Source organism: uncultured Corynebacterium sp., assembly GCF_902782855.1.
In the GTDB taxonomy this organism is placed as follows: Bacteria; Actinomycetota; Actinomycetes; order Mycobacteriales; family Mycobacteriaceae; genus Corynebacterium.
In genome coordinates this window covers 1-2473 of the sequence record NZ_CACZOO010000210.1, presented here as the reverse complement: position 1 = coordinate 2473, position 2473 = coordinate 1, and the positions used below count along the sequence as shown (strand labels likewise).

Here is a 2473-nt window from a genome sequence, read left to right as displayed (position 1 = left end):
GGAGCACCGCGACCGGGGAGATCGGCACCGTCTCCCCGGACAGCACCAACCTCATCGGTGGTGACGTCTCGGGCAAGATTTACGGCGTGGTTCCGAACCTCGCGAACGTGGCGTCCTACTTCTCCGGCCAGGCCCTGGACGTGTACAACAACGTCCTCGACACCATGTGCCTCGCCGACCCGTCGGCAGCGGAGCCCGGCCGGTAACCCCCGCCGGCCGGGGACGCGTCACCCCCTGCCGTCCGCTACCTCCCGTCCCCCCGGGTTCCCCGGAACAACACCATCGCCACCGTGCGCAGTGACATGAGGAACCCGCAGAACAGCACCACGTAACCCATCGCCGCATGCCAGGTCAGCTCATCGACCAGCACCGGACCACCGTCGCCGAAAGCGATGAGCATCACCCCGCCCACCACACAGAACCCGGCGACCATCGCCACGGTGACCTGCTGCAGCAGGCCGGTGAGGAACGCCCGGTCACCCGGGTGCCGGAACATCCGCATACTCACCGACATCCGGCCGTCCCGCAGGTCACCGACGATGTCGGAGAGGTCCCGCGGCAGATCGCGCAGCAGCGGCAGCGACTCCATCAGCACCCCCTCCGCGGCGTCTTTCAGACCCTCGGGCCGGAACCGCCGCTTCACCAGTGCAGTGCCCTCCCGCCGGGCGGTGTCCACCAGCGGATAATCCGGATCGAGGACACGCAGCGTCCCCTCCAGCTCGGCGAGACTGCGCAGCGCCACCGCCACGGTCTCCGGCACGACCAGCCGGTACTCGGCGAACATCGCGGTGAGCCGGCTGAACAGTGCCGTCCCCTCACCGCGGTCGATCCCGCCACCGTAGCGGGCCAGCAGCGCACCGACCGACCGCTGGAGCGCCCGGACATCCAGGTCCTCGGGCCGGTCCATGAGACCCAGCAGTGCGTCGGTGAGGATGCGGGCGTCCCCGAGGTCGATGGCGGCGAAGACGGACGCCAGCCCCTCACGGTCCGCGGCGTCCAGGTGCCCGACAGCCCCGAAGTCCAGCATGCCCAGCCCGGTCTCCCGCGTCGTCACCTTCTCCTCGGACGAGGACGCCTCCACCCGTAGCCGCCCCAGCGAGTGCGCATGGTCCGACCCCGCCCCGCTCCGCACCGTCACATCGTGCATGACCAGCACATTGCCCGGGTGCGGGTCCGCCTGGAACACGCCGAACTCCATCATGTGCCGCAGACAGGACGCCATGAGCAGATCACCGAGCTCCCGGCGCAGCTCCGGGGGCATCGTGGCGAGCTCCCCGTCCGGCCCGCCCGCAGAGCCCAGGGGAGTGCCCACCAGCTCGTCCATCACCAGCAGCCGACGCGAGGACCACTCGTCGTACACCTGCGGCATGACCATCCCCGTCGCCGCGACCGGAGCGGCCATCTGCCGCATGTTCAGCGCCTCGGTCCGGTAGTCGAGCTCCTCGGCCAGCGTCATGGTGAACGACGACGCCAACCGCCGCAGCCCCATCTCCCGGGCCCACGCCGCGGAGTTCTCCAGCCGGGTGCAGACCCGCAGCACGATGTCGGAGTCCCGGGTGACCTCCTCGACCACACCCGGACGCTGCACCTTGAGCACCACCGCGGTGCCTTCTCCGCCGTCGCGGAGCCGCGCCCGGTGCACCTGCGCCACCGACGCCGCCGCCATAGGCTCATGCTCCACCGAGGCGAACACCTCCTCCGGGTCCGCCCCCAGTTCGGCGGTCAGCGCCTCCCGGATCACCGGCCACGGCGCCGGAGACGCCGAGGTCTGCAGCTGCGACAGCTCCCGGATGAACTCCGGCGGCAGTGTCGTCTCCCTGGTCGACAGGTTCTGCCCCAGCTTCACGAACGTCGTCCCGCACTCCTCCAACGCCTCACGGAGGGACCTGGCGATCCGCGCGGTCGCCCCGGCGTCCCTCCCGGAGAAGGAGGGACGCCCCGAGGTCAGCCCGTGACGGACGAACACTGCCGTGACCTCACGGTACCGGCGGTTTCGTCCGCGGGCGTCGCGCATCCCGGCCAGCCACGACCACGGCGTGCCGGACACCGCCCCGGTCGGCACGATGAGCTCCAGGACCGTCAACGCCGCAGCCCCGAACCCGAGCATCCACAGCAGGGCGATGCCGCCGAGGATCACCGCCGGCCCCGGGGCGACGTCAGTGCCCCAGTCCCCGGAACCGCTGAAGAACTGGTCGACCGCCAGATAGACCAGCCCACCGGTCGCCAGGGACACGATCAGGGCCACGACGATGGACCTCGGCCACCCCACCGGCACACCCAGCACCCGGCGCATCACCGTCGCGAGCAGCCAGGTCACCCCGGCCAGGGCGACCGCGCCGACGATGATCAGCAGCGGCACGAGGAGCCAGGTCCCGACAGAGGCGGCGGTACCCGTCTCCGCCCCGGCGGCCACGGGCGGGTACGGTGATGCTGAAGAAGCGTCGGTGGCTCTGTCGACCATGTCGTTGACCAT

The 2473-nt window shown here is 70.8% G+C and carries 1 protein-coding gene and 1 pseudogene; one reads left to right on the top strand and one right to left on the bottom strand.

The genetic code is table 11. The annotated features are described in order from the left end of the window. Positions 1-206: pseudogene (locus tag QZV72_RS09125) on the top strand (hypothetical protein); the annotation flags it as partial. Between the two features lie 38 nt (positions 207-244). On the opposite strand, the gene QZV72_RS09120 reads toward QZV72_RS09125, so the two are convergent. Next, the gene (locus QZV72_RS09120) at positions 245-2473 is read right to left on the bottom strand and encodes an AarF/ABC1/UbiB kinase family protein (protein ID WP_297007616.1); all 2229 of its coding nucleotides are present in this window, start codon (positions 2471-2473) and stop codon (positions 245-247) included.

What these genes read in the sequence shown, in the direction of transcription:
- QZV72_RS09120 (WP_297007616.1), bottom strand. Translation starts at nt 2,473, where the DNA reads ATGGTCAACGACATGGTCGACAGAGCCACCGACGCTTCTTCAGCATCA.